This is a genomic window from Sphingobacterium sp. (genome assembly GCF_032065005.1).
Taxonomy (GTDB): Bacteria; Bacteroidota; Bacteroidia; order Sphingobacteriales; family Sphingobacteriaceae; genus Sphingobacterium.
The window spans coordinates 20,486-41,447 of the sequence record NZ_DAMBMM010000004.1 but is presented as its reverse complement, the minus strand read 5'-3'; the positions used below and the strand labels follow the sequence as shown (position 1 = coordinate 41,447).

21 protein-coding genes are annotated in these 20,962 nt (G+C 40.5%); 6 read left to right on the top strand and 15 right to left on the bottom strand.

Translation table 11 applies throughout. The features are described 5' to 3' along the window. Positions 1 to 7 precede the first annotated feature (7 nt). The 7 genes from RT138_RS07650 to RT138_RS07620 form a co-directional block, all read right to left on the bottom strand. Positions 8 to 1,162 (bottom strand): efflux RND transporter periplasmic adaptor subunit, encoded by a 1,155-nt coding sequence (locus tag RT138_RS07650; protein ID WP_185210418.1) that lies wholly within the window; start codon positions 1,160 to 1,162, stop codon positions 8 to 10. Positions 1,163 to 1,207: 45 nt separating this feature from the next. Next, positions 1,208 to 2,539: a TolC family protein gene (locus RT138_RS07645; protein ID WP_185218179.1), complete on the bottom strand. Its 1,332-nt coding sequence runs from the start codon at positions 2,537 to 2,539 to the stop codon at positions 1,208 to 1,210. 5 nt (positions 2,540 to 2,544) lie between these two features. Further along, on the bottom strand, positions 2,545 to 3,123 hold the full coding sequence (locus RT138_RS07640) for a TetR/AcrR family transcriptional regulator (protein WP_313190195.1): 579 nt from the start codon (positions 3,121 to 3,123) through the stop codon (positions 2,545 to 2,547). 480 nt (positions 3,124 to 3,603) lie between these two features. Further along, entirely contained in the window at positions 3,604 to 4,029 is a 426-nt protein-coding gene (locus tag RT138_RS07635; RefSeq protein ID WP_313190194.1) for a cytochrome c, read from the bottom strand. Next, the gene (locus RT138_RS07630) at positions 4,029 to 4,673 is read right to left on the bottom strand and encodes an SCO family protein (RefSeq protein ID WP_185210413.1); all 645 of its coding nucleotides are present in this window, start codon (positions 4,671 to 4,673) and stop codon (positions 4,029 to 4,031) included. The genes RT138_RS07635 and RT138_RS07630 overlap by 1 nt, the downstream gene beginning before the upstream one ends. A gap of 10 nt (positions 4,674 to 4,683) precedes the next feature. After that, the gene (locus RT138_RS07625) at positions 4,684 to 5,109 is read right to left on the bottom strand and encodes a transposase (RefSeq protein WP_313190193.1); all 426 of its coding nucleotides are present in this window, start codon (positions 5,107 to 5,109) and stop codon (positions 4,684 to 4,686) included. 11 nt (positions 5,110 to 5,120) lie between these two features. Continuing rightward, positions 5,121 to 5,642, bottom strand: coding sequence for a hotdog fold domain-containing protein (locus RT138_RS07620; protein WP_185211427.1), 522 nt, complete (start codon positions 5,640 to 5,642; stop codon positions 5,121 to 5,123). 92 nt (positions 5,643 to 5,734) lie between these two features. Between RT138_RS07620 and RT138_RS07615 the strand changes: the two genes are divergently transcribed. Next, a complete protein-coding gene (locus RT138_RS07615) occupies positions 5,735 to 6,958 on the top strand; it encodes an MFS transporter (protein WP_313190192.1) in 1,224 nt (407 codons plus the stop codon). A gap of 222 nt (positions 6,959 to 7,180) precedes the next feature. On the opposite strand, the gene RT138_RS07610 is transcribed toward RT138_RS07615, so the two are convergent. Genes RT138_RS07610 through RT138_RS07600 form a run of 3 tightly spaced genes read right to left on the bottom strand, consistent with a single transcriptional unit; the run spans position 7,181 to position 9,509 of the window. Beyond that, on the bottom strand, positions 7,181 to 7,810 hold the full coding sequence (locus RT138_RS07610; protein WP_185210410.1) for a uridine kinase: 630 nt from the start codon (positions 7,808 to 7,810) through the stop codon (positions 7,181 to 7,183). Positions 7,811 to 7,823: 13 nt separating this feature from the next. After that, positions 7,824 to 8,750 (bottom strand): LysM peptidoglycan-binding domain-containing protein, encoded by a 927-nt coding sequence (locus RT138_RS07605; RefSeq protein WP_313190191.1) that lies wholly within the window; start codon positions 8,748 to 8,750, stop codon positions 7,824 to 7,826. Positions 8,751 to 8,759: 9 nt separating this feature from the next. Beyond that, positions 8,760 to 9,509, bottom strand: a complete 750-nt coding sequence (locus RT138_RS07600; RefSeq protein ID WP_185210409.1) for a hypothetical protein — start codon at positions 9,507 to 9,509, stop codon at positions 8,760 to 8,762. Positions 9,510 to 9,543: 34 nt separating this feature from the next. Here RT138_RS07600 and RT138_RS07595 point away from each other — a divergent pair, with 34 nt between their 5' ends. Beyond that, complete coding sequence (locus tag RT138_RS07595) at positions 9,544 to 10,896, top strand: NfeD family protein (protein WP_313190190.1); 1,353 nt, start codon at positions 9,544 to 9,546, stop codon at positions 10,894 to 10,896. A gap of 150 nt (positions 10,897 to 11,046) precedes the next feature. Here RT138_RS07595 and RT138_RS07590 read toward each other — a convergent pair whose 3' ends face one another. Together RT138_RS07590 and RT138_RS07585 are read right to left on the bottom strand one after the other, a co-directional pair. Next, positions 11,047 to 12,603 carry a hypothetical protein gene (locus tag RT138_RS07590; protein WP_313190189.1) on the bottom strand — a complete coding sequence of 519 codons (1,557 nt, stop codon included), beginning with the start codon at positions 12,601 to 12,603 and terminating at the stop codon, positions 11,047 to 11,049. 144 nt (positions 12,604 to 12,747) lie between these two features. Then, the gene (locus RT138_RS07585; RefSeq protein ID WP_313190188.1) at positions 12,748 to 13,875 is read right to left on the bottom strand and encodes a hypothetical protein; all 1,128 of its coding nucleotides are present in this window, start codon (positions 13,873 to 13,875) and stop codon (positions 12,748 to 12,750) included. Positions 13,876 to 14,054: 179 nt separating this feature from the next. Between RT138_RS07585 and proS the strand changes: the two genes are divergently transcribed. The 4 genes from proS (at position 14,055) to RT138_RS07565 (ending at position 17,831) form a co-directional block, all read left to right on the top strand. Further along, positions 14,055 to 15,527 carry a proline--tRNA ligase gene (gene proS, locus RT138_RS07580; protein WP_313190187.1) on the top strand — a complete coding sequence of 491 codons (1,473 nt, stop codon included), beginning with the start codon at positions 14,055 to 14,057 and terminating at the stop codon, positions 15,525 to 15,527. 9 nt (positions 15,528 to 15,536) lie between these two features. Then, positions 15,537 to 16,325, top strand: coding sequence for an NAD-dependent epimerase/dehydratase family protein (locus RT138_RS07575; RefSeq protein WP_313190186.1), 789 nt, complete (start codon positions 15,537 to 15,539; stop codon positions 16,323 to 16,325). Between the two features lie 28 nt (positions 16,326 to 16,353). Then, entirely contained in the window at positions 16,354 to 17,502 is a 1,149-nt protein-coding gene (locus tag RT138_RS07570; RefSeq protein WP_313190185.1) for a cystathionine gamma-synthase, read from the top strand. Between the two features lie 74 nt (positions 17,503 to 17,576). After that, on the top strand, positions 17,577 to 17,831 hold the full coding sequence (locus RT138_RS07565) for a hypothetical protein (protein WP_313190184.1): 255 nt from the start codon (positions 17,577 to 17,579) through the stop codon (positions 17,829 to 17,831). 212 nt (positions 17,832 to 18,043) lie between these two features. On the opposite strand, the gene RT138_RS07560 is transcribed toward RT138_RS07565, so the two are convergent. The 3 genes from RT138_RS07560 to RT138_RS07550 are packed head-to-tail and all read right to left on the bottom strand — an operon-like array spanning position 18,044 to position 20,838. Next, positions 18,044 to 18,460 carry a hypothetical protein gene (locus RT138_RS07560; protein ID WP_214648495.1) on the bottom strand — a complete coding sequence of 139 codons (417 nt, stop codon included), beginning with the start codon at positions 18,458 to 18,460 and terminating at the stop codon, positions 18,044 to 18,046. A gap of 42 nt (positions 18,461 to 18,502) precedes the next feature. Beyond that, complete coding sequence (locus tag RT138_RS07555) at positions 18,503 to 20,170, bottom strand: M28 family metallopeptidase (protein WP_313190183.1); 1,668 nt, start codon at positions 20,168 to 20,170, stop codon at positions 18,503 to 18,505. Positions 20,171 to 20,211: 41 nt separating this feature from the next. Continuing rightward, a complete protein-coding gene (locus RT138_RS07550; protein ID WP_313190182.1) occupies positions 20,212 to 20,838 on the bottom strand; it encodes a SprT-like domain-containing protein in 627 nt (208 codons plus the stop codon). Positions 20,839 to 20,962 lie beyond the last annotated feature (124 nt).

The following is a 20,962-nucleotide window of genomic DNA, read 5'->3' as shown; positions in this document are numbered from 1 at the left end:
ACAGCACTTATTTTTTCGGTTGAGCTTGAGGTTGTTGCGGAGCCATGGTGGCTTTGTCCACAACCTTTGCACCTGGTTTCAATGAGGTTACCCCATCAACGACGATTTTCTCTCCAGGGTTGATACCTTTTGTAATCACTACGCGGTCGCCTAATTTTTGTCCTAAGGTTACTTGTTTCAAGTCCACAGTACTACTGTCGGTTACCGTATAAACAGAGAATGAACCTAATTGCTCAAAGATGGCACGGTAAGGAATTACCACAGCTTCTTCTTTTGAAGTACTTACCACATTCAAGTTCAAGTTCATACCTGCACGTAAGGTATTGTTGGGATTGTCGAATGTTGCTCTAACCTTTAATGTACCTGTTTGAGGATCCACTGCACGGTCGATTGTTGAGATTCTACCATGAGAACCATAAGTACTTGCATCTGGCAATGTCAAGTTGATCTGAGTACTTGATTTTCCTGATTGAAGGTTGCTGAATTCCATGATTTCTTTTTCATTGATCTGGAATTCTACAGCAATTGGGTTTGTGGAACTGATGGTGTTCAATAAGGTTGTTCCGGCTGATACTAAAGCACCATTACGCACTTGAGAGATACCAATGGTTCCCGAGAAAGGTGCGACGATGCTAGAACGTTGTAAGTTAACTCTTGCAGTAGTTAAAGCAGCTTCGGCAGCTTGAACCTGTGCTTTTTGATTATTGACATCAGTGAAAGCATAGTCCAATGTTTGTTTAGCGATCGCATCTTTATCTGCTAGGGTCTGATAGCGTTGCAAGTCTTTTTCCACGCGAGCAAGGTTGGCTCTAGCGATTTCCAGATTTGCTTTAGCTTGGTCGACTGCCGCTGCATAACGAACGCGGTCGATATCATATAGTTTCTGTCCTTTGCTGACATGGGCACCATCAGCAACGCTGATATTGGTGATATAGCCAGAGACTTCTGCTCTAATTTCAGTTTCTTGTAATGGAACAACGTTCGCTGGATAGCTATGCTGTCCTGAAACGATTTCATGTTGTACAACAGCCATGGTAACAGGCATGGCCTGCGCTTGCATCTGTCCAGGACCTTGTTGTTTTGATCCCTCTTTGTTGCCACAAGCTGTAAAGAACAGTCCAGAGCCTAAAAGTATTGTTGAAAATAAACGAGTTGTATTCATGTTTTCGTAGTTTCTTATGTGAATTGTATTGTGGATGTTGTTGTATTAATTAGCAAAATTGATTGTTCCCAATGCTTTTTGAATATCTAGCTTGCTTGACAGTACGGCATACAGTGAGTTCAAGTAGTTCAATTGGCTTGTTTTCAAGTCTGTTTCCGCAGTCATTAGCTCTAGATAGGTCTTTACTCCTGCATCATATTGTAATTTGATCGTAGCGTATACTTCTTCTGAAAGCTCTACGTTTTCTTTTGCATTTCTCCATTCATTGATATTGGCACGGTAGTTAGCCATGGCAGCGGAATATTGAGCACCGATCTGGTTTTCCAGGTTTTCAATGTCCATATCAATTCTTGATTCCAACAACTCTGATTTTCGGATTTCTTGGACGCGTTTTCCTCCCTGGAAAATAGGGAAGGATAGGCTCAGGCCAAAGCTGGACTGTGGAAAGTTGTCGCCATACAGGTCTGCGAATGAATTGTTCCTATAGTTAAGGCCATAGTTTGCAAAAGCTCCTAACTTAGGAAGGAATTGCCATTTTTGATACTGTGTGTTCAGTTTTTGGATATCCTTCATGGTCTGCAATTGTCTCAATTCAACGCGGTTGTTATAGTTCAGGACATCTGTGGTATCCATTAGAACATTGGATTCCATGTTTTGGTTCTCGAAAGAGAGCGTCAAACCGTTTGTAGGGTTCATGCCCAACAAGGTCTTTAGATAATCATATTTATATTTTCTAAACTCCAATGCAGATTTTAATTCAGCTTTAGCGTTGTTCAAAGAAATCTGTGCTCTTTTATAGTCTGTTTTATCTACCAATCCAGTTTCATAACGTGCATTGGCCTCCGTGTATTGGCGGTTCAGGCGAGCGATGTTTTCCTGGATGATGTTGATCTGTTCTTCGCTTGTTAAGATATCGTAATAGGCTTTGCTGACATCGACAACGGTATTGATTTTAGTGTCTTCAACGCTAAGGTCGTTTTGTTGTCTGATGAATTTAGCAGCCTTTGAAGCTTGGAACAAGCCTGGGTTAATGATTGCTTGATCAGCTTGAAAGGTTAATGCGGAGGTATTGCTCTGTCCCATTGCAATGTTCTGGCCGTTGATATTGGCGGTTGGCAATTGGGTAAAGTGGGTCAGGCTACCGTTGGCATTGATTTGCGGGAACCAACCCGAAAGGGCTGAAGCGATTTCGCGTTCGCCGATTTCCTGGTCGATCTGTGCTTGTCTGATTTCGATTTTGTTTTCCAATGCATATTGGATCAATTCGTCCAAGGTGGCATTACTGTTCAGGTTATTTGTCGTTTGGGCAAATACTGATCCTACAGAGATCGCAGTGAAGGAAAGATAAACTAATAAGTCCTTAATTCTAAAATTCATATATATTATTTTTTAACCCCGTTCCAAATGATGTCTACCATGGTTTCAATTTCTTGATCAGTAGGTTTTGTTTTTTCGTATAAGCTGCCCCTAACCAGGGAGATAGCTACGCCTAAGTAGGCAGATATTAATAGTCGAACATTTAAATCTTTCAAATGTTTTAAGCGTACCCCTTCATCTAAAAAATGAAGCAAAACGTTTCTTTCGGACTTTTGTTGGAAGATGTTTTTACGGATACCTTCATAGAAAGGGGATCCATAGAATTGTTCCAAAAACCCGAAATGGTCTAGGTTGTCCAGATAGTACAACACGAGGTTTCTCCAGATTTGCTTGAATTTTTTTTCGTACGCCAAGGTAGGGTCTACCACTGAAAAAACCTGATTGTTCAATTTTTCTTTACAATACCAGTATAATTCTAAGATTAAATCCTCTTTGGAAGGGAAATAATGATAGATCGAGCCTACTGCTACGTCAGCATCTTTAGCAATCTTGCTCATTGGAGATCCGTGAAACCCATGAGTATTAATTAGTTTTAGTGTGCTAAAGAAGATCTGCTCTTTCTTTTCTGTCAATTGAATGTTCATTCGGTTGCAAATGTAGGCTTTTTTTCGAGGCAATTGTGTCACGTATTCGTTATAAATAAGATTAAATTGGGGGCAATGTTAAGAAATTGTTAAATATTCAATTTCCTCTTGACGTGTGTATTTTTTACACTTACCTTTGTAGTATCATAATTTAGGTTTATAATTGGTTATTAAAGGTTTTCATTCTCCCCGTTTGAAAACCTTTTTCTTTTTATAAGGATTTGTGTAAAGTGGTGAGGATGAGGAAGTAGGGTTGGTTTTGAACCAGGATGGGGTTCGCCGGTTATCGAGCGAAGTCGAGATGCCGCTCACCCAACGAGGATGAGAGGATAGACCAAGATCATCTTTACAATATGGCGCTGCAATGTCCCCCCAACAGTAATGGCGAATTCTAACAACTAGCTTGTTTTTATAATTTAATGACGTATATGCTTTTCCTTCAGAAAGGTCTAGTGTCTTATGTCTATTGTCTTATTTCTCCTATTTACAATTACGCAAAAACTCTTCGATTTCTTCTTTTTTGAAATGTGTTTTGCTATCACCGAAATAGGTGGTGACATAGGTAAGGACATAGGCGATATCAACTGCGGAGAGTTCGGGTACTCCTGGCATCTGTTGATTGTATAGGGTATTGTTGACTTTTATTTCGCCGGACATCCCGTTTTTGACGATGCAGGCCAATTTGCTTCTGTTCTCGTTCAGGAATTGGGCGTCGGTAAGGGGAGGGTATAGTTTGCCCAGTCCTTCTCCATTGGCGCCATGGCAATTTTGGCAATGCTTGACATAAATTTTCTGTCCGTTGGTAGCATATTGCATCGTTTCCACACTTAGATCTGTATTGCAGGAAAACAGAAAATAAAGCATGGAAACGAGTGCAATAGAACCTATGAAGTATCGAGTTATCATTATTTGTATTCTGCTAATATGACATCAAGATCTTCCAAAAGTTGTTTTACTTGCTCATCGTTGGTGCCATCATAAGCGCCACGGATTCTTTTCTCAGGATCAATGATCACGAGGTAACCTTGATGGTCATAGCCTCCTGGAGCATTAGGGTCTTCTTTGGTGAAGACCATGTATTTTTCGGATATGCCGTAAATATCGGCTTTGCTTCCGGTCACAAATTGCCATTGATCATTATCGACTCCCAATTTGGTAGCATAATCCTTCAGAACAGATGGTTGGTCATATTTGAAGTCGATGCTGTGGGAAAGGAAAGCGATCTTGTCATTGCCTTTGTATTTTTCGTATGCCTTCAGCAAATTTCGCTGCATGGTAGGGCAAATACTTGGACAGTGGGTAAAGAAGAAATTGGCCACATAGATCTTGTCCTTGAAAAAATCTTGGGTCAAGTTTGTGCTATCCTGGTTTAGGAAAGAGAAATTAGGGATGGTATGATAAATGGTGTCAACGACCTTTTTGCCATCGACTTCTTTTTCAACTGGACTACGTTCACCATAGATAGGCAGTTTTCTTTCCGTGGGTCCACAGGAGAATAATACAATACTGGCCATACATGCGGCAAACGCTCCGCCTAAGTACTTTTTCATTTTGTTTTTATTAATTGAATGCTGCTAATGAAGTTTTGATTTGTTCTGAAACGCGATCGAATTGATTTTTCATTGCGCTGATTTTGTCAACCTCTTTTTGTTGATAGGCTTCATCTTCGTTCGTTGCATCATAGTCCTTCATCCAGGTCATCATATGGTCTGTAGCATCCTCGATGCTATCTTTCAGGTTTGTCAGGTCAACACGAGTTTTTGCGGTATCCAAGTCGGCCTTGGTTGCCTTGATCGTTTCCAGGTTGCTGATGATAGAGTCGATCTTAATCGTCGTTTTATCAAACTGTGATATTTGAGGCATGATTTCATCATGGATAGCAATTGCCTGTTCAGAAAGTTTTTGGTCTTTGTTTTCAACCTGTTTGTTTTGACAAGAGGCAAAAGCAATGGAAAATGCTGCACTTAATAAGATTAATTTTTTCATGATTAATTAAATTATAGTTCGATACTCGATTTCTCAATTTGAGTAGGAGCAGGATTTAAAGATTCGAAATTAAAGTCCAGATCACGGATATAGATTTCATTATGGGCGACAGCACATAAGGTTCCGTGTTTGTCAAAGACTTGGGTCTGAAAGGTTCTGACCACCTTTCCTTCCTTTTTTATGGTTTGCAGGGTTTCATCCAAGATTTGCTGATTGAGGCGGATGCTTACCTCCAAGTCAAACCTTCCGGGCTTGATATAGTCGATATGGGCTGTTTTTAACCAAGCCACGGTACGCATTATTCCCTGATGTTTGAAGTATTGGTCCAAAAGGATCGGGTAGAAAGGATCGATAGCGGAAAAGATAGTCCCTCCAAATATGGTTCTATTGGAATTGATGTTGAGAATGCTTCTGTTGATCTTGACATCTGCCCCTAAGAAATTGTCCAGTATCCTGCGCACCCAGATGCGTTGGAAAAAGAAAGGTGGGTACAATCTAAGTCCCCACTTTAAAGTATTTGGAGATACTTTCATGGCGATAAAAATACAGTTAATTTCTAACAAAAAACATCGTTCTATTGTAATAAAAGAAAGTCTGCCTTATATTCAATAAATATTCCTGGATTATGGACCCTCAAAAACCTAACAAGAACGTATGGATATTGATTTTTGTGGCCGCATTGGGCTACTTTGTTGATATCTACGACCTCATCATTTTCTCTATCGTGCGTATACAGTCTTTCAGTGATATAGGGGTGCCAGCAGAGCAGATGCGCAGCAAGGGTGAATTTGTTCTCAATATGCAGATGGGAGGTTTACTGATCGGCGGTGTGATATGGGGCGTTTTGGGTGATAAATATGGAAGGCTGAAAGTCTTGTTCGGTTCCATCCTGTTATATTCGATTGCCAATATTGCCAACGGTTTTGTCCATGATGTCACGACCTATGGGATTATCAGGTTTGTTGCGGGTATCGGATTAGCGGGTGAATTAGGAGCCGGAATCACCTTGGTTTCTGAAAGCATGCACCGAAAGAAACGCGGCTATGGTACCATGATCGTGGCTGGAGTAGGGGTTTTAGGGGCAATTTTAGCCTACTTTATATCCGAATGGTTCAGTTGGAGGACAGCATATTTTGTTGGTGGCGGCATGGGGATCCTCTTGTTATTTATGCGCGTCGGGGTGTTGGAATCGGGCATGTTTTCCTCCTTGGAGAATAAGTCGGTACAGAAGGGCAAGATATCGATGCTGTTTAACAATGGAGATCGATTTAGAAGGTACCTGTACTGTTTGTGCATCGGATTGCCGATTTGGTTTGTCGTAGGAGTCTTGGTCACACAGGCACCTGAAATTGGGCAGGCCTTGAATGCGCAGACGACTTTGAGTGCGGGCAAAGGAGTCATGTTTACTTATCTGGGGATTTCTTTAGGTGATTTTCTTGCAGGCTGGTTAGCCCAGATCTTTAAATCAAGGCGTAAGGTGGTTTTTATCTATCAAATCTTGATCCTCTTATTTTCTTGTATCTACTTGACCCGGCAAGGGATTTCAGAACAGGAGTTTATGTGGTTGGCATTCTTGATGGGGCTGGGTGTGGGCTATTGGGCAACCTTTATCACTATTGCTGCCGAGCAATTTGGAACCAATATACGTTCGACGGTTACCACTACAGCGCCTAACTTTGTGCGAGGAGCATTGATTCCTTCGACATTAATGTATGGGGTATTGGTAAATTGGGTGGGTATTATCGCTGCGGCCATGATCATGATCGTCTTGCTGTCATTGATCGCTATTTTTGCCCTTACGCGCTTAAAGGAGAGCTTTGATAAAGATCTTGACTATGTGGAAGAATAGGGAGGAAGAATAGCTTTTTTTTATTCAGATCTACCTGGGCATTTTTTGCATCTTTTGCCCTTTTTATATTTCTTACAACATTTTTTAAAAACCTGTTCTCCATTGGAGTTAAAAGGAGAATGACCCTTCTGGTCTTCAAAAGGGTTGTTTTCTAAAATATGCAACTTGATCATGGTCTCGTACATGATGCAAAGATAGCTAATTTAGATTAATTAAAAATAATTATCCTATTCTTTTTCTGAGTTCGATTGCAATATCGTTGGTGAAGGTTTGAATGACAAGTGGGTCATCCACATTGTTATGGATAATGAGGTCACATTCTTCACGGTGAGGGAGAAGATATTGGTTGTATGAAGGGACCACATGGTTGATCCATTTATACATAACATCGTCATGGTCGTAGCCACGTTCTACAAGGTCACGTCTCAATCGTCTTTCTAATGCAATAGGTTCATCGGCATCCAAAAAAATCCTATAGTCCAGAAGTTCATTAATTTCCTCATAATGGAAAATAAATAGGCCTTCAACAACCAGGATAGGGGCAGGTTTGATTTCCAACATTTTGGGTTCTAGATCAGGATTGTTGAAGGTGTATTCTTTTTGGAATACCGTATTTCCTTCAAAGAGTTCCTTGATGTGCTGGTAGAAAGACTCGCGGTTGATAGAAGTCGGCAAGTCAAAATTATAGAGCCTATTTTCTTCTTTTGTTTTGGTATTGGCAGGGATATAGTAATCATCTTGAGAGATCAAGGTGACTTCTTCTTGAGAAAAATGATTTAAAAAGCTTTTTAAAAAGAAAGTTTTTCCTGAACCGCTGCTTCCAGCGATTCCAATTACATAGGGTTTGTCCATTTTTTAACTTGCACTAATTTACTGGTGCGCCGTAGGCAATTTCAATAAGGAATCGTTTATCAAGTGCTCCAATATAAGATGCTGCGGATTTGGAAAGAATAACAATAGCATCTCTGCTTTCTGCAGTATCGGAGAATTTTCCTACAACTTTCGCAAAGGTAACACTTTTTGTCAATGGGTTTGTAATTTTTAGAATTGTACCTACTGGAGCTGTACGGTGCAAAGCCAGGTTACTGCGGCCACCGGACTCCAGGTTTTCCATCCAGATGCCTATACCTTTTTCTTTTTTCTCGCGGATTCCGTAGCGATTGGTTTCGAATTCGATCTCTTCCTTGGAAATGTTTTCAGGGATAGGGAGGTTGATGGCTGCAGGTGCGGTTTCTTTCTGGATTACGACCACATTGCCATCTGGAATCTTTAAGGTTTGACCTTCGCGGACGGTGTCCGAATCTAGGCTATTCAGCTTTTTAATATTATCTACTGTGGTTGAAAAACGCTTGGCGATTGAATATAGGGTTTCATTGGAGCCAACCTTGTATTCGGTTAAGATCTTAGCTTGAATGGTTTCTCCATTGGGATCTCCCAAAGGTTTTGAATCCCTATTGATAGGTTCGTTCTGAACAATCGCCGGTTTATTGTCCTGTTTTTTTTCTTCCTCCTTAAAAGGAATGTAAACGGCATCACCCACGCGTAAATTCTTTTTATTGTTGGCATTCATGATATCCTTCACGGGAATGCCGTAAATCCTGCTCAGTTGATAATAGGTATCCTTTGCAGTGACACTATGTTCTATAAAAGTTTTTCCGTTTACTACTGTTTTCTTTTGACTTGGACTGCTGGATTGGGCCTGTGCCAGAGAGATTCCAGCGAATAAAAAAGCAGCAGAAAATATAATAATAGTCTTTTTGTAAGACTTTTTGAATAATCGTTCTTTCATCATTGAATGCAATTATACTAAATATGAAACAATTTCTCTCTTGTTAAAGGACATAAAGAAGACTTGACTTCCTAATTGGAAATAGGGTTGGGGAATCATTTTCTCCATGTCATGAAGTATGACTTGTTGATCTAGTATCTGGTTTAAATTACTTGTCGCCAAACAAAGGTCGAAATGGTCGTTTTTCTGCTTATGGTAACACCAAAGGAAATGGTGTCCACACTTGCTCAACCAAAGGGGACCGATGTTATGCTCATTTTTTAGAAATCGTGGGGTCTGTTGATAGGTGACTGGGTACTGTACTTTGTTGCATGCCATATCAAACTGAATGTCGTTTGCGGAGCTGTATTCTCCATTTTTGATATTGATGGCAATGCTTTCTCCAGAGGAGATGCTACGGTGTCGGGCATGGATGTAATCTTTGAAAACATCGAGTAAGACAAATTCATAGCTGCTGAAGATAATTTCATTGTTGTGGATCTGAATGATCTGTATGCCTTCTTGCACCGGTGTCTGTTCACCGATTCGCTTGAGGATCAAATAGCCATTTTGGATGGAATCCAGTGTCCATTCCTTTCCATCTGCTTGGCAGGGTGACATGAGGCAATTTCCTTCGAAATCGAACACAAAGAAAGAAGCCAGAGTAGTCTCCACGTCCCTGGTTTCTATAGCTACATAGGGCTTAACGGAGTCAATCTCTATTTTCCAGATATTCGTAGGGAATGCTTTCTCGAAAATTTTATTTATCGTATATTTAGTCATCCGATGACAAGCAAATTCGGTAAAAAACACTATTATGAACAAATTTACAAAATACATTTTAGGTATTCTCGTCATTTGCTTTGTGAGTTTCTTTCAATCTAATGCACAGACGGTTTATTCTGTGCCAATCAAGGAAGATATTGGACCCAATGCATGGCGTACCATGAAAAATGCGATAAAGCAAGCCAAATTGAACAAATCAGCGTATTTATTGATCGATCTTAATACGTTTGGTGGTGCTTTAAATTTTGCCGATTCTATTCGTTCTAGCCTATTAAACGAAAATCAGTTCAAAACTATTGTATATGTTAATAATAATGCTGCTTCTGCTGGAGCATTGATCTCATTAGCAGCGGATTATATTTATATGCACTCGGGTGCAAGCCTGGGCGCGGCATCGGTGGTGAATCAACAGGGCGAAGTCCTTCCTGAAAAATACCAATCCTATATGCGTGGTTTGATGCGGGCAACTGCTGAAGCCAAAGGAAGGGATCCGAAAGTCGCCGAGGCTTTTGTGGATCCGGCTATTTCGGTCCCTGAACTTAAAGAAGATGGTACATTATTGACCCTGACAGCCTCTGAAGCTGTCAAGATTGGGCTGGCCAAGAAAGAAGTGAAAAGTCAGGTGGATATCTTTTCGGATCTCAATATTGAGAAGCCAGAGGTCACTGAACATAAGCTTACTTGGGTCGACTCTTTGATCGCCCTATTGATCAATCCTTTAGTTAGTGGTTTGCTGATCATGGGAATTATTGGAGGGATCTATTTCGAGCTACAGGCTCCAGGAATTGGATTTGCCTTAGTGGTAGCCTTGATCTGCGGTGCTTTGTTCTTTGCTCCGTTGTACCTTCAGGGCTTGGCAGATAACTGGGAGATAGCCATCTTTGTCCTAGGTGTCATACTCCTCGTGCTTGAAATATTTGTAATTCCAGGCTTTGGGGTCGCTGGTATTGCGGGAATTATATTAGTTTTATGTGGATTGGCTTTCTCAATGGTAGCTAATGATTATTTTGATTTTAAACTTACCCAACCTGGATTATTGATGAATTCCTTTATAATAGTAATAGGAGCCATGATTTTGACCATTGTTTTGATGGTTCTTTTTGGCAAGAATGTATTGCAGTCTCCAACCTTCAAACGTCTGGTTTTGCAGGATGAGCAAAAAGCAGAAGAAGGGTATACCTCTTCGGTTGCTAAGCCTAACCTCATCAATAAGGTAGGTGTGACCAAAACGGTCCTTCGCCCTAGCGGCAAAATTGAAATTGACAATGTATGGTACGATGCGGTTTCCTTAGATAGCTTTATCGATGTTGGAGAAGAGATCTATGTTGAAAAACATGAGAACTATAACCTCTTTGTAAGGAAGTTGTCAGAGCGTAAAGCGTAAAGGAGAAGTGAGATTTGAGAAGTGAGATATGAGATATTAGGTTCATTGAGGGATTCAGTTGAGCTGTCGGACTTGATCTAACTACTAAATACTTTCTACTAAATACTTTAAAAAATCAAAGCCCGGAATTTAATTCCGGGCTTTGATTTTTTAAAACTTAGCGCCTAAAGTCAGGACTACGTTTGTTCGTGTATTTTTCACTTCTGCTGTTGGAATTGGACTGTTCCAAGAGGAGAATGTATAAGGGCTGTGGTTGTAGTTGAATTGCTTGTATTGCATTGCTGCTAAATCCACATATAAGGATTTGGTAAGGACATAACCTAAACCTAAGCTTGCAATGTAGTCGCTTTGGGTGTCACCTTTGTAAGGGGAACCAATCAGGTTGAATCCAGCACGCGCAGCAAATTGATCTGTGATCAAGATTTCACCACCTACCTTGAAATTGAAGGTCCCTTTGAAGGTGTCATTGATATTGTTGTTTACTTCACTTTCAAATGTGTAGTCAGGGTCGGTTACAATTTCGCGGTATTTAATGGAGGAATAGTTTAGGTATTCGACTTCGGCCGAAAGCAAACCCCTTCCAAAGAACTTGGTAAGACCAACTGCAGTCTTCCAAGGAGAAACGACGGCATAATCATAGGATTGACCATAGTTCTTGGATCCGTAGCCAGGGTGCAAGGAAGTAGTTGTGTTTTCGTCCTTATAATAATCCACTATAGTTTCAATATTGCTATCTTCTTGGATTTCCGTCCAGGTAGGAGTGGAAATGTTGATACCGATATTCCAATCCCAAGTAGGTTTGAAAATGGCCCCTAATCCGAAATTAACGCCCGAACCTTTTAAGGTTAGGTCATTGAAGTCCGTTAGGTCATAGCTGATGTCGGTATATTTGTTGGCAGGATCATTCGGGTTCGCAAAATCTGTATCCGGATTATCAGCCTTGATCTCTGCAGCAGTCTTGGTCCATCCTTTTTCTAACAAAGTAGCTTTAGAATCATATTTATAGGATATGAATCCGAACCTTGCGCCGATATATAATTTATTGCCATAGTTGGCACCGAAGGAAACATTGGTATTATATTTATATCCTGTTGTCACTAAATCCATCTGTTGGTTTTTAGGGTCAGCTTCCAAAACGGTAGGGAAGTATCTGCCATTAGCTCCAGGGCCTTGTTCCACCAGGTATGAATTCCAGAAATCCTTTGCGAATACATCATCCTCCTCCATAATATCCGTATAGGAATGAACCAAAGAGTTTTGGTTGTTAGTCCCTGCATACTTCAGGTGATCGGTGAAATTATTCTGTTTGTCTATGCTTAGACCGACATTAAAATTTTGCCAGCCATAATCAGGATCATTATGTGTAGGGTAGTGGATGACAATTCCTAAGTTTTCCAATCCGAACTTACCTTGACCTTGAGTTGTAGATTGGCCGAAAAAATTTGATTTATTGTTGTTGTTCAAATAGTTTACAGAAAGGGAGACATCGGACTGTCCAAAGAAACCAAGACCGGCAGGGTTTCCAGATATAGAACTGATATCGCCACCTAAGGCCGTATTAACCCCTCCCATAGCCTTAAAACGAGCAGTTCCATTTGTCATATCTCTAGAGATCAACAAGGAATTGTCTACTAATGATTGGGCTTGTAAGTTTGAATAATTGTATGCGAGGGCAAGACAGGTAAGGGAGAGTAAGATTTTTTTCATTGTTTAATTTTGATCTTTTGTTTTTTCTTAGGTCACTCAGGAACGGCGGCCTTAGAAATGATAGAGGTTATTTTAAAAACATGTATCCGAAAAAAAGTATAGCCAATATAAATTTATATTGGCTATACCATATATCTGTAGTAATTAGCGTCTGCTTCCGCTTCTTCCTGAAGAAGAAGAGCCACCGCCGCCACCAGAGCTTCTGCTGCTACCACCAGAGCTTCCTCTGCTGAATCCGCCAGAGCTACCTGAGCTACCACGGTCAAAGCTTCCGCTTGAACGAGGAGTTGATGATCTGGTGCTTGGAGCTGATGATCTAGAAGGTGTTCTGTTGATAGTACCTTGAGATCTACTAGAACCTGATCTTGAAGATGGAGTTCTATTGATCGTACCTTGTGATCTGCTAGAACCTGATCTTGAAGATGGAGTTCTATTGATCGTACCTTGGGATCTGCTAGAACCTGACCTAGAAGAAGGAGTTCTATTGATTGTACCTTCTGATCTGCTAGACCCTGATCTAGAAGAAGGAGTTCTACCTACAGTACCGCTTGATCTTGTGCCACTGCGTCCTGAAGATACACCTGATCTGCTATTCACAAATCTTCCGCTTGCATCTCTAGTTACGCGGCCACTGTTTGATCGAGGGGCATAACCATTTGAATAACTTCTACCAGATGCTACACGTCTGTTTCCGTAGTAGTTACCACCATAGTATGCATTTCCGTAGTAACCACCACCGTAGTAAGGGTGTCCCCAGTAATTATAGTAGGAGTTAGGGCCCCAATAGTTACCCCATCCGTAGCCATAATAAGGTCTTCCCCATCCGTAGCCGTAGTAAGGACTTCCCCAGCCCCAGCCCATGCCAAGATATGGAGATCCCCAGCCAAAGCCTAAGGACCAGCCGAATCCAGAGTTCCAGCCAAGGCCGAAACCAGAATAGCCATACCATGGATCAAACCAAGGGTCGTAATACATCATTCCTGGAGAATTGTAATAGAATCGGTTGATGCGGTTTGCATATTCTAAATCCTCAACACCGCCTTCTACGTAATCCTCATCGGAATATTCATCTGCATAATAGTCTGATTGAGCAATGGATTCTTCGTCCGTGCCATCAGTATAGTAGTAATCTGGGCTTTGATAAACCGTACCATTGTCCCTGTTATTATAGACATCGTCACGGTATACTGTCCGGCTTGTTGTCGAACAGGAGCTAATCAGAGCTGCGAAAGCTAAGGCTAACCCTCCCAAAAATATCTTGTTGTTTTTCATGATTCTAAAACAGTTAAAATTCGATATTACAGTCATTAATTATTATCTTAGACCCGATTTTATCGTCAGGGTTTAATCTACCAATCAAAATTACAAATTATTTTTTTGCTTTGGTTATTTATGTGTTAAAGTACACGCAAACCCATGTTTTTAGGTTAAAATACTATTTAAATTTTCGAATGAGTAAAGGGATAACAAGCCGTAGCGAAGATTATTCGCAATGGTACAACGATCTGGTAATAAAAGCCGATCTAGCAGAATACTCTGCAGTAAGAGGTTGTATGGTGATCAAACCATACGGGTATGCAATCTGGGAGAGAATGCAAGCCGTTCTTGACAAAAGATTTAAAGAAACAGGCCACTCCAATGCCTATTTCCCCTTATTTATCCCCAAATCTTTCTTTTCTAAGGAAGCATCCCATGTTGAAGGCTTTGCCACTGAATGTGCAGTTGTTACTCACTATAGGTTGAAGAATGATGGTAATGGCAACATTATCGTAGATGAAGATGCTAAACTGGAAGAGGAATTGATCGTTCGTCCAACATCAGAAACCATTATCTGGAATACTTACCGCGGATGGATTGAGTCATATCGTGACCTTCCAATCTTGGTAAATCAGTGGGCAAACGTTGTTCGTTGGGAAATGCGTACGCGTTTATTCCTTCGTACAGCAGAATTCCTATGGCAAGAAGGCCATACTGCACATGCGACCAGTGAAGAAGCCATTGCTGAGGCAGAGCAAATGTTGGAAGTTTATGCTGAATTTGCAGAAGGAACTTTAGCAGTTCCCGTGGTTCGTGGAAGAAAAACTGAAAACGAGCGTTTTGCAGGAGCGATCGATACGTTATGTATCGAAGCCTTGATGCAGGATGGTAAAGCTTTGCAAGCAGGGACATCGCACTTCTTGGGTCAAAACTTTGCAAAAGCTTTTGATGTGAAGTTTACTTCTAAAGAAGGTAAATTGGATTATGTTTGGGCTACATCCTGGGGAGTTTCCACTCGTTTGATGGGTGCTTTGATTATGGCGCATTCTGATGATCAAGGGTTGGTATTGCCTCCGAAATTGGCGCCTACTCAGGTGGTCATCGTTCCTATCTATAAGACAGATGAAGAAAAAGCAAACCTTGATGCCTATGTGGATCAATTGAGTGCCGCTTTGAAGCAATTGGATATCCGTGTGAAATATGATGATCGCGATACACAAAGACCAGGATTCAAATTTGCTGAATGGGAATTGAAAGGCGTGCCTTTGCGCGTAGCTCTAGGTTCTCGTGATATGCAGAATGGTACTGTGGAGCTTGCTCGCCGTGATACTCAAACGAAAGAAACTGTTCAGCAAGCTGGTTTGCCGGACCGCATAGCTGCCTTGTTGGGAGAAATCCAGGATAATATCTATAATAAGGCATTGACCTTCCGTGATGAACATATCACCGAGGTAAATTCTTATGAGGAATTCAAACAAGTATTGGAAGAAAAAGGTGGATTTATTTCTGCGCACTGGGATGGAACGGTAGAGACCGAAAAACGTGTGAAGGAAGAGACCAAAGCAACTATCCGTTGTATTCCTTTGGATTCTAAAGAAGAGGAAGGCGTTTGTATCTTTACAGGAAAACCTTCTAAACAACGAGTTTTATTTGCGAAAGCATATTAATATAATGAAATGAAGAACCTTTTGATATTGGGTTGTGGATGGGTAGGTGAAGAACTTGCTCGTCAGCTCAAAAAGAAAGGTTGGAATCTGTGGGTAACGACCCGTACAGAGGAAAAATACCATCGCTTGCAAGGCGATGGTATTTTTGCGTTTATCCATGACTTTAACAGGGATCTCAACCTGGATCTTCCAGTTGATGTCAGTTTTGATGCGATTGTCAATTCGATTCCAGCCACACAGAAAAGTACGGAAGCAGAAATAGAACATCGCTTTTCGCATGTTTTCAATGTGCTATGCTCCTTAAATTACAAAAAGCATATCTTTTTGAGTTCAGTTGGTGTTTATCCTGATCAGGATGGCAACTTTGATGAAAGTTTTGTGGAAGAAGAATTGATGTCCCCAAAGCTTCGCATGGCCGAAAAGAAAATGATGAGCCTCCCTTATTCATCTACTTTTAGGCTAGGAGGCCTATTTGGGAAAGAAAGAATACTCGCTAAATACTTTCAGGATAAGGTGGTGCATATTGGGGATCAACCTTCAAATTTTATCCATTTGGATGATGTTGTTGGGATCATCGAGCAGAGTCTCGATATCAATCTGCCAACCGGTTATTATAATCTGGTGGCTCCGGAGCATCCCTCGAAAAAGGAGGTGATCCTGAAGAGCGCCCAGAAATATATGTTCAGTTATCCTAGATCTTTTGAACCCATAAATAGTTATCAGAAACTGGTGAATTCAGATAAGATCATCAATTTGTTGAATTACGAGTTTAAATACCCTTCTCCATTAGATTTTTAATAACTTAGACCGACTAATACAAAATAATATGAATTACAAATTTGCAACCAAGGCTATTCATGCCGGACAGGAGGCAGATCCTACAACTGGCGCTGTGATGACGCCGATATACCAAACCTCAACTTACCAACAGAAAGCACCGGGTGATCATAAAGGTTATGAATACTCACGTGGGACCAATCCTACCCGTAAGGCACTCGAAGATTGTATTGCAGCGTTGGAAAATGGGAAGTTTGGTTTAGCATTCTCTTCAGGAATGGCCGCAACAGATTGTGTATTGCGCTTATTGCAACCTGGAGATGAGGTGGTAACTGGTGATGACCTATATGGTGGATCTTACCGTATTTTCACAAAGGTCTATGAGCCCCTTGGAATCACATTTAAGTTTGTCAATACTTCGGATGTAAAAGCGGTGGAAGATGCTATTTCAGACAAGACAAAATTGATCTGGGTAGAAACTCCAACCAACCCAACCTTGAAATTAGCAGACATCGAAGCTATAGGAAAGATCGCAAAAGCAAAGAAAGTCCTTTACGCGGTCGACAATACATTTGCCTCTCCTTATCTTCAAAACCCATTGGACCTTGGTGCTGACATCGTGATGCACTCAGTAACTAAATATCTAGGTGGTCACTCTGATGTGGTCATGGGAGCTTTAGTGATGAATGATGAAGAGTTGTACAAGAAATTATGGTTTTTCTATAATGCTTGCGGAAGTACTCCAGGACCACAGGATGCATTCTTAGTGCTTCGTGGTATCAAAACTTTGCACCTTCGTATGAAGGCTCATTGTGAGAATGGAAGAAAGGTAGCTGAATATCTAAAGAACCATCCTAAGGTAGAAAAAATCTATTGGCCAGGATTTGAAGATCATCCTGGACATGATGTTGCCAAGAAACAAATGAAGGATTTCGGTGGAATGGTATCTATCGTAATCAAAGGAGCTGATTTGGCGGAAACATTCCGCGTAGCTTCTGGATTCAAGGTATTCACTTTAGCTGAATCATTAGGTGGTGTGGAATCATTGATCAACCATCCTGCAACCATGACCCATGGCTCGATCCCTAAAGAAACTAGAGAAAAAGTAGGTGTAGTCGATAATCTTTTGCGCCTTTCGGTAGGGGTGGAAGATGCTGAAGACCTGATCGCTGATCTGGAACAAGCCTTATCGCGTTAATTTATTGTAATTATTATTTTATTTGCACACAGACTTTTGTACATTTGTGCAGCTTTAATAGGAGATTATCAATTATGGAAAATACAACTGTAGAAAGACCAGCAAAACATACGGACAATAATGCAAACCGTACCGAATATTATGTATCATTAACTATTGCCATCGTTATCGGCTTAGTAGGCGTGTTTATTCGTTTTGTACCGGATGTAATCCCTGCATTAGATCAATTAGGATCTGTATTCTCTTGGATTGCTAACATTGCACTTCTCGTTGCTTCTTTCTTAGCATTCAAAGTTGTTTTTGCAATCTTAGGATTCAGCAAAAAGTAATTGCAAGATATACAATACAAAAAGAGAGGGCTAAACAGATGTTTAGCCCTCTCTTTTTGTAGTATTTAGTAGTAAGTATTTAGTATTTAGACCTATGGGTATCAGTAGGAAAAGTTAAAGGGGCAATTTTCATTGCCCCTTTATAAATTCTTTTAGTGTCTAAATACTAAATACTAAATACTAAATACTAAATACTTAATACTTAAAAAATTCTAGTTAAAAATCGACCAAGTAGACCAAGGGATTCTTGAAAGGATCAATACCAATCCTAAGATATAGTAAATAAGCACTGTTTTGTTAGCGGCTTTTTGATCTGCTAATTTCTTAGCTTTTGAGTACCCCATTGTAATCAATACAAGGCCTAAGATCATCATAATTGGATGTTCCAAGAAGTACAATCTAGCTCCGCTATTTTTCATGTTTTCTCCTGAAAAGCTGCTTAATCCCAGTGGGGATGTAAAGTATAATACCAATCCGATTACCAATTGAAGGTGTCCACTGATTAATCCGATTAAAGCGATCTTACGGTTGTAAGGCTTGTTTCCAGAGTAGTTTACCAATGTAATGATGATTGCAATGACCAACGCTATTAACAATACAATAGCTAGGGTTGAGTGTAGATGTTTCATTCCTGTAAGCATAGTTTCAATTATATAATATTCACAAATATACTATTTTGAAAGGCGTTTGTCGCCTATTTCTTTAAACTCTGATTTTGCTTTAAAGTTAGGGAAAATTGTATCCATACTTAAAGTGTAGCCAATATCAAAGAATAACTGGATGTCGGCGATGATTCCATCGAAGTTCCAGTTGTCATCTAATTCATCCGTTACGGCATGATAACGTCCTGCTAATGCCTTCTGACGATTCTTGATAACGGTTGTGTCGGATTCTAAGTAATCTCCACCACTGCCCATATATAGACCTGGTACACCTACTTTTACAAAGTTGAAATGGTCAGAACGGTAGAATCCACCACCTGTAGCACTTCCTTCTGGTACCATCTTACGGTTAAATTTAGCTGCCGGTAGAATGGCATAGTCTTCCAATTCCGTCTGTCCTGTTCCAGTTACACGGAAACCGTTCATGGCACCTACAGGATTGAAGGAGTCCATATTTATATTGGCAACCGTTTTGTTCAATGGGAATACAGGGTTTTCAGCATAATATTGAGAACCTAATAAACCTTGTTCCTCTGCAGTAACCGCTAAGAACACCACTGAACGCTCAGGTTGAACTTTTGCCGCTTTAAAAGCTTTTGCCAATTCAAATAAGGCAGCAACACCTGTTGCATTGTCCATTGCTCCGTTGAAAATAGAGTCGCCATTGCTAGCTTCACCAATTCCTAGGTGATCCCAGTGAGCAGTATAGATAATGGTTTCATCAGGCCTTTTAGAACCTTTGATCATACCTAAAACATTGTTTGATTTAGACTCCCTGAAGCTATTTGCCAATTTAACATTGGTCGTCACATTCAATGGAACGGCCTTAAATCCTGGTTTTTTAGCTTGCTCCATCAGGTCTGGACTCAATCCACCTAATTGGAATAGTTTCTTTGCAGTTTCATTGCTTACCCAACCTTGGAATTTGCTTAAGTTGGCACCTTTGTTTTCAGGAACCAATGATAATCTAGGTCCTGTCCAACCACTTCTTACCACATTCCAGCCATAACTCGCAGCTTCAGTTTCATGAACTAACAAGATACCAGCCGCACCTTGACGAGATGCTTCCTCGAATTTGTAGATCCAACGACCGTAATAGGTCATGGTATCAGCTTTGAATAATGTTTTGTCATAGCGACCTGGGTCAGAGACCATCACCACAACTGTTTTGCCTTTTACGTCAAGACCTTCATAGTCATTCCATTTATATTCTGGAGCCACGATCCCAAATCCAGCAAATACCAGCTCGGTGTTTTCTACATCGATTGTTTCAGCCATTTGGGGAGTACCGATTACATAGTCATCTAGGTACTGAGCTTTAAGATCGCCGTTTTTACCTTTAAAGGTAAGGGTTGGATTAACAGGTTTAGAACTGATTTCCACCATCGGCACCTCTTGGAAAAAAGAGTCGCCGTTTCCAGGTTCTAGGCCAAGGGCTTTATATTGTTCTTGAATGTAATTTACAGTGATGGTATCGCCCTTGCTAAAAGGCAGACGACCCATGAATTCATCCGAAGATAGTTTAGCAACATAAGCTTTGTAGCTGTCTTCGGTGATAGCTGCAATAGCTGTCGAGTCTAAACTGTTTTTGTCATAGGAAGAACTGTCGCTCCCCGATTTACAAGATGCAAGTCCGAGTAATAAGGCTGCACTAATAAATAGTTTGTTGTTCATCATGATTGTTGATTATCAATTTTAGATTATTTGGTTATCGCAATTTAAGGATTTGATTCCATTTCCACCGGTTTTACCTCAGCAATTGGGTGAAATAGATAAATCCGTTGTGTTTTTACTTCCAAACACTTATATCTTTTCCGCAATCTCTCCAGTTTCTGGAAAACCCTACCGTTTTTGATGCTGAAATAACTGTTGAATTCAATGGTATCTATCGTGACGGTCTCCATTTCTGATTTATCGTAGGATTTCAAGACCTTATATAGGGTTAGGTCCGTACAACTGGAAGCTGCAGGATTGTTCATGTATTTGATCAAAGCCAAATGTATGTCTTCTGGAAATAGGTTCAGCTTAATGAATGCATCCATTAAACTCTTGAAGTTGTTTTTCCATTCAGCGCCGTGCGGCTTTACCTTGTTCTTATGCTGTTGCCAAGTTTTGAGGTGAGCAAACTCATGGACAGTCGTAATCAAAAAAGAATAGGGATTCAGATCGTGATTGATGGTGATCTGATGCGGTTCGTTTTTGAAAGGCGAGCGGTAGTCTCCCAGTTTGGATGCTCTGGAACGAGTCACCTTAAACCTACAGGCAGTATCATTGATCCATTCAGAGATGATAGGAGCTGCGGTAGATGGGATGTACTTACTTAACTGTTTGCTAAAATCAGGCATGAAATACAAACATATCAGTTTTTTAGAGATTTCAGAATATTAAAGCCTTAATTTTAGCTTGGGATGAGAATTATTTATATTTGATGAGGAACAGCATGTTAGGGATCAAATTGACAATCTCAAC